The sequence below is a fragment of the Microcoleus sp. BM001215392 genome, assembly GCF_036700185.1.
Classification (GTDB): domain Bacteria; phylum Cyanobacteriota; class Cyanobacteriia; order Cyanobacteriales; family Microcoleaceae; genus Microcoleus.
Genome location: NZ_JAUBOJ010000461.1, coordinates 1 through 5,272, shown reverse-complemented (window position 1 = coordinate 5,272; position 5,272 = coordinate 1). Strand labels below are relative to the sequence as shown.

Annotated in this window: 5 protein-coding genes; all 5 read left to right on the top strand. The window is 45.7% G+C overall.

The features are described 5' to 3' along the window. Positions 1-150 precede the first annotated feature (150 nt). The 5 genes from rppA to htpG all read left to right on the top strand — a co-directional run bounded on the left by rppA (position 151) and on the right by htpG (position 5,243). Entirely contained in the window at positions 151-840 is a 690-nt protein-coding gene (rppA, locus tag QT974_RS30695) for a two-component system response regulator RppA (RefSeq protein ID WP_333472156.1), read from the top strand. 229 nt (positions 841-1,069) lie between these two features. Then, positions 1,070-1,300, top strand: a complete 231-nt coding sequence (locus tag QT974_RS30690; protein ID WP_333472155.1) for a hypothetical protein — start codon at positions 1,070-1,072, stop codon at positions 1,298-1,300. Beyond that, positions 1,297-1,644 (top strand): type II toxin-antitoxin system PemK/MazF family toxin, encoded by a 348-nt coding sequence (locus QT974_RS30685; RefSeq protein WP_333472154.1) that lies wholly within the window; start codon positions 1,297-1,299, stop codon positions 1,642-1,644. The genes QT974_RS30690 and QT974_RS30685 overlap by 4 nt, the downstream gene beginning before the upstream one ends. 20 nt (positions 1,645-1,664) lie before the next feature. Further along, positions 1,665-2,996, top strand: coding sequence for a two-component system sensor histidine kinase RppB (rppB, locus tag QT974_RS30680; RefSeq protein WP_333472153.1), 1,332 nt, complete (start codon positions 1,665-1,667; stop codon positions 2,994-2,996). Between the two features lie 258 nt (positions 2,997-3,254). Next, entirely contained in the window at positions 3,255-5,243 is a 1,989-nt protein-coding gene (htpG, locus tag QT974_RS30675) for a molecular chaperone HtpG (protein WP_333472152.1), read from the top strand. Positions 5,244-5,272 lie beyond the last annotated feature (29 nt).

Below are 5,272 nucleotides of genomic sequence, written 5' to 3'. Positions count from 1 at the left end.
ATAAACGCAGATAATTTTAGGGTGTTTTCCGATTTTTGCAATTCAAGTCTATTATATCCTGGACACAATTGGTAATTTTCAAAAGGTATGTAGTTGCGCTGTCTTCGCTAAAGCGCAACTACGTACCTAGCGCGGCATAAGCTTACTTTTATGAGAATTTTGCTAGTTGAAGACGAGCCAGATTTAGGAAAGGCGATCGATCGCACTTTGAAGCAAGAAAAATACATAGTTGACTGGGCCCAGGATGGGAATGAAGCTTGGGAATATCTAGACAGTCAGTGGACGGAATACACCCTAGCCATCTTTGACTGGTTGCTTCCGGGATTGTCGGGAATAGAATTGCTGCGAAGATTGCGCGCCAAACATAGTTTTTTGCCAGTTTTGATGCTGACAGCCAAAGACAGAATGGAAGATAAAGTGGCGGGATTGGATGCGGGGGCTGACGATTATTTAGTCAAGCCCTTCGGGATGGCGGAACTGTTAGCAAGGTTGCGGGCATTGCAAAGGCGATCGCCCCAAATACAACCCCAACAGCTACAAATCGGAAATCTCGCCTTAGATTGCGGGAATCGCACAGCTTTTCATCTCAATCCAAACGGCACCCACCAAACAATTTCGCTGACTAACAAAGAATTTCAATTGTTAGAATATTTCATGAAACATCCGAACCAAATTATCACCACTGACCAAATTCGGAATCAGATATGGGAAGCCAGCGCAGATACTTTTAGCAATGTAGTAGCCGCTCAAGTGCGCTTGCTGCGGCGCAAACTTGAGTCGGTTGGGGGCGCGAATCTAATTGAAACTGTACATGGTGTTGGATACCGGATGAGAAATTAAATTCTGCGTTCAAAATTCCTTTTAGACTCGGCGGTTGAAACCGCGTCTACACAAACAATGTCCGCCTTCGCGGACTAAGAAATTAGCTGGTTCCTAGGAAGAGCCTGGGAACCGATGTCCAGAGGCTCTGCCTCGCGATAATTGGAGGCTCTGCCTCCGGATATGCGTTCCGCAGGCAGAGCCTGAGAATGAGTAGAATATAGAAAACTCGATCGCAAAAATGGCTCCCATGAAAGATTTAATCCAACAAGAGTTAGAAAAGCTGGATCTAGAACAACTCAAACAAGTGTTTGAATTTATTGCTTTTCTGAAATTCCGTGCCAGATTAGTTACTAATCTAGCAATCGATGAAAGTAACTTAGCCAGACTCTACAGCGAATTTGCCGAAGAAGACCGACAACTTGCAGAACTTGGAATGAGCGAATATGCAGAACTCCTAAAACATGAGGATTTGATATGACACTCAGACGCGGTGAAATCTGGATTGCAGGCCTCGATCCTGCACAAGGTTCCGAACAGGCTGGTGTACGTCCCATAATTATTTTCCAGAATGATACTATTTCGAGATACACGACTACTGTTATCAGTATTCCTCTCACAACTAATCTGCGCCGCGCCTCTCTTCCTTCATGTGTTTTTATTCCCAGCGGTGAGGGAGGATTGACTCAAGATTCCGTTGCATTGTGCCATCAAATGCGAGTTTTGGATAAAACAAGATTGCGAAATAAAATTGGTGAAGTTAATCCAGATATCTTGGTACAATTAGAAAATAATGTATTATTTACCTTGGGATATTTACCTTAAAAAAAAGCGCTAGACTCAATGTGAATCAAAATAAACTATTTAACCGCACTCGATCGCAATTAGCGATTTCCTATGCCGCAGTCATGGGTTTGATCTTAAGCTTGCTGGGATTTGGTGTATATAAGGCGATCGCCCACGCGCACTGGATTGCGATCGATCGCGAACTAGAATCGGTAGCGGGGACACTCCACGATAGCCTCGAAATCAAGCTACAGCAGCCCGGACGCCTGGAACCAATCGTCAATGAACTTTTGCCAAACCTCCGCGTAATTGGAGTTAACGGCGTTAAAGAACAGTTAGCCGATCGCCATATTTTAAGCGCCATCAGCCAAAGCTATTACTATATTCGTTTATTTGACTATTCTGGGAAATTGATTGCTACAGCAGGCGCTTATCCCGAAACATTGCCGCCAAAATTTAACTCCCAACACTGGCAAACAATCGCTGATAGCAAAGGGAATATTTATCACCAAATTTCTGTGTCGCTGCACACTAACACCCTGGAAGATTGGGGATATTTTCAAGTAGGGCGAAGCTTGCAAGACTTCAACAGTTATCTCAGTACAGTGAGATTAATTTTGAAATTAGGGTTGCCGACAGCGTTAATTTTGGTGGCTTTTTCTAGTTGGTGGCTGGCAGGATTGGCGATGAAACCAATTTATGCTTCTTACCGACAAATCCAACAGTTTACGGCGGATGCTGCCCACGAATTGCGGACGCCTTTAGCGGCATCCCAAGCAACAGTAGAATCGGCGCTGTTGATGCCACAATTGGATGAGAAAGAAGCACGGGAAATTTTGCAGACTGTCGATCGCCAAAACCGACGATTGACTCAGTTAGTGACTGATTTGTTACTGTTGGCGCGGATGGACTCTCAAGCAAAATCCGAGATCCCTCAACTTTGTTGTTTAAATGACTTGGTGAGCGATTTGGTCGAGGAATTGGCCGCAATGGCGATCGCCTCCGAGGTAGCCCTAACATCGGAAATCCGCGTACAGCAGCCATTGAATATTGTCGGAGATGGCGATCGACTTTACCGTCTCGTTACTAACTTAATTGTCAACGCCATTCAATACACTCCGGCGGTTGGAAAAGTCACAGTAATCTTAGATTGCACCCACCAAGAGGCGATAATTCAGGTGGAAGATACCGGGATTGGGATAGCGGCGGCAGATTTAGGGCGGATATTCGATCGCTTTTACCGAGTCAACAAATCTCGCTCGCGCCATACAGGCGGTTCGGGACTCGGATTGGCGATCGCCCGCGCGATCGCCCGCGCACACCGCGGCAGCCTCAGCGCCCGCAGCGAATTGGGTTCCGGTAGCACATTTCTCCTGCGGTTGCCTTTGTGAGCTACTATGTGAGGGAAACCGAATCGTCTTTTTAGGGTAATCCCTTTTGCAGAAGATAGCGCGATCGCCCAAAATCAATAAATAGTCAGCAGTCATTAGTCAGCAGTCATTAGTCAGTAGTTAGCAGCTAACAACTTATAACTGGTAACTGGGAAATAAGATCGGTTAACAACTAACCACTCCTAACTAACCACTCATAACTAATGACTAATAACCAATGATTAATCACACTTCCTAAAAACTACCTAGCTAAGAATTATGACAGTTTTAGAACAGGGAACAATCTCAATCCATACCGAGAATATTTTCCCGATTATCAAGAAGTCGCTATACACCGACCACGAAGTCTTCTTGCGGGAACTAATTTCTAACGCCGTCGATGCCATAGCCAAACTCAAAATGGTTTCCCGTTCCGGCGAATACAGCGGCGACATTGGCGAACCACAAATCAATATTGCGATCGACAAAGAAAACAAAACACTCTCAATTACCGACAACGGCATCGGGATGACAGCCGACGAAGTAAAAAAATACATCAATCAAGTCGCCTTCTCCAGCGCTGAAGAATTTATTCAAAAATATCAAGGCAGTGGCGACGATGCAATTATCGGCCACTTTGGACTCGGTTTCTACTCTTCTTTCATGGTCGCTCAGAAAGTAGACATAGACACCCTTTCTTACCAAGAAGGCGCGCAAGCCGTACACTGGCATTGCGATGGTTCACCCGCTTTTGAACTATCAGAATCCGCCCGCACCGAACGCGGCACAACGATTACTCTCACTCTCCAAGACGAAGAACTAGAATATGTAGAAGCCACTCGCATTAAGCAACTCATCAAAACTTACTGCGATTTCATGCCAGTTCCGATCAAATTTGAGGGAGAGGAACTCAACAAGCATAAGGCAATTTGGCGGGAAGCAGCCAGCAATTTGCAGAAAGAAGATTACTTAGAGTTGTACCGCTATCTTTATCCGTTTCAAGACGAGCCGCTACTTTGGGTACACTTGAATACAGATTATCCTTTCATTGTCAACGGCATTCTTTTCTTTCCCAAATTGCGGCCGGATGTCGATGTTACCCAAGGTAATATTAAGCTCTTCTGCAACCAAGTTTTTGTCAGCGATCACTGCGAAGAAATCATCCCAAAATTCTTGATGCCGCTGCGGGGAGTCATTGACAGTACCGATATTCCGCTGAACGTTTCTCGCAGTTCTTTGCAAAGCAATCGCACAGTCAGAAGAATCGCTGATTATATTGCGAAAAAAGTGGGCGATCGCCTGAAAGAACTTTACCGCGACGACCGCGATGAATACATCCGTTGTTGGCAAGATATCGGCACTTTTGTCAAGTTTGGTTCTCTCAACGATGACAAATTTAAAAAACAAGTCGAAGATATCTTAATCTACCGCAGCACCTACGAACCAACAGCAGAAAAGCCGGAAACTGCAACGCCAGAAGTGCAGGTACAAACTGAGGACGGAGATTTGTGGCAAGATGTCACTCCCAAATCGGACGGTTCTACTTCGACGCAACCTTACACGACTCTGAAAGAGTATTTGGAACGCAATCAAAAACGCCACGAAAACCGCGTATTTTACTGCACTGAACCTGCTTCACAAGCAACTTATGTCGCCCTGCACAAAAGCCAAGGTTTAGAAGTGCTGTTTATGGATTCTTTCATTGACACGCACTTTATCAGTTTCTTGGAACGCGAATACTCAGATGTTAAATTCTCGCGGGTGGATTCCGACATCGACGACACGCTAATTGACAAAGAAAAAGAAGCCGAAATTGTCGATCCGGCGACTAACAAAACCCGCAGCGAACAAGTTAAAGAACTATTCCAAAATGCTCTCAACAAGCCAAAAGTAAACATCCGCACAGAAGCTTTGAAGTCTGACTCTGCTGAGGCGGCGCCACCTGCGATCGTCCTGTTACCGGAAGCTTTGCGCCGGATGCGCGATATGACGGCGCTTTTACAGCAGCAAGCAGCGCAATTCCCCGATGAACACGTTTTGCTGGTGAATACGTCTCACCCGCTGATTCAAAATCTGGCTAATTTGAGTCAGGGTGCGATTATTCAAGGCGGCGGCGAGTCTCCCTCGGCGCAGTTGGCCAGCATGATTTGTCATCACGTTTATGACTTGGCTTTGATGGCCCAGAAGGGTTTCGATGCTGAAGGGATGCAGGAGTTTGTCGAGCGATCGAACAACGTCTTGACAAAATTGACTGAACGTGCAATGTAATTACCCCCCCCAACCCCAGATCGGAAGAG

What these genes read in the sequence shown, in the direction of transcription:
- rppA (WP_333472156.1), top strand. Translation starts at nt 151, where the DNA reads ATGAGAATTTTGCTAGTTGAAGACGAGCCAGATTTAGGAAAGGCGATC.
- QT974_RS30690 (WP_333472155.1), top strand. Translation starts at nt 1,070, where the DNA reads ATGAAAGATTTAATCCAACAAGAGTTAGAAAAGCTGGATCTAGAACAA.
- QT974_RS30685 (WP_333472154.1), top strand. Translation starts at nt 1,297, where the DNA reads ATGACACTCAGACGCGGTGAAATCTGGATTGCAGGCCTCGATCCTGCA.
- htpG (WP_333472152.1), top strand. Translation starts at nt 3,255, where the DNA reads ATGACAGTTTTAGAACAGGGAACAATCTCAATCCATACCGAGAATATT.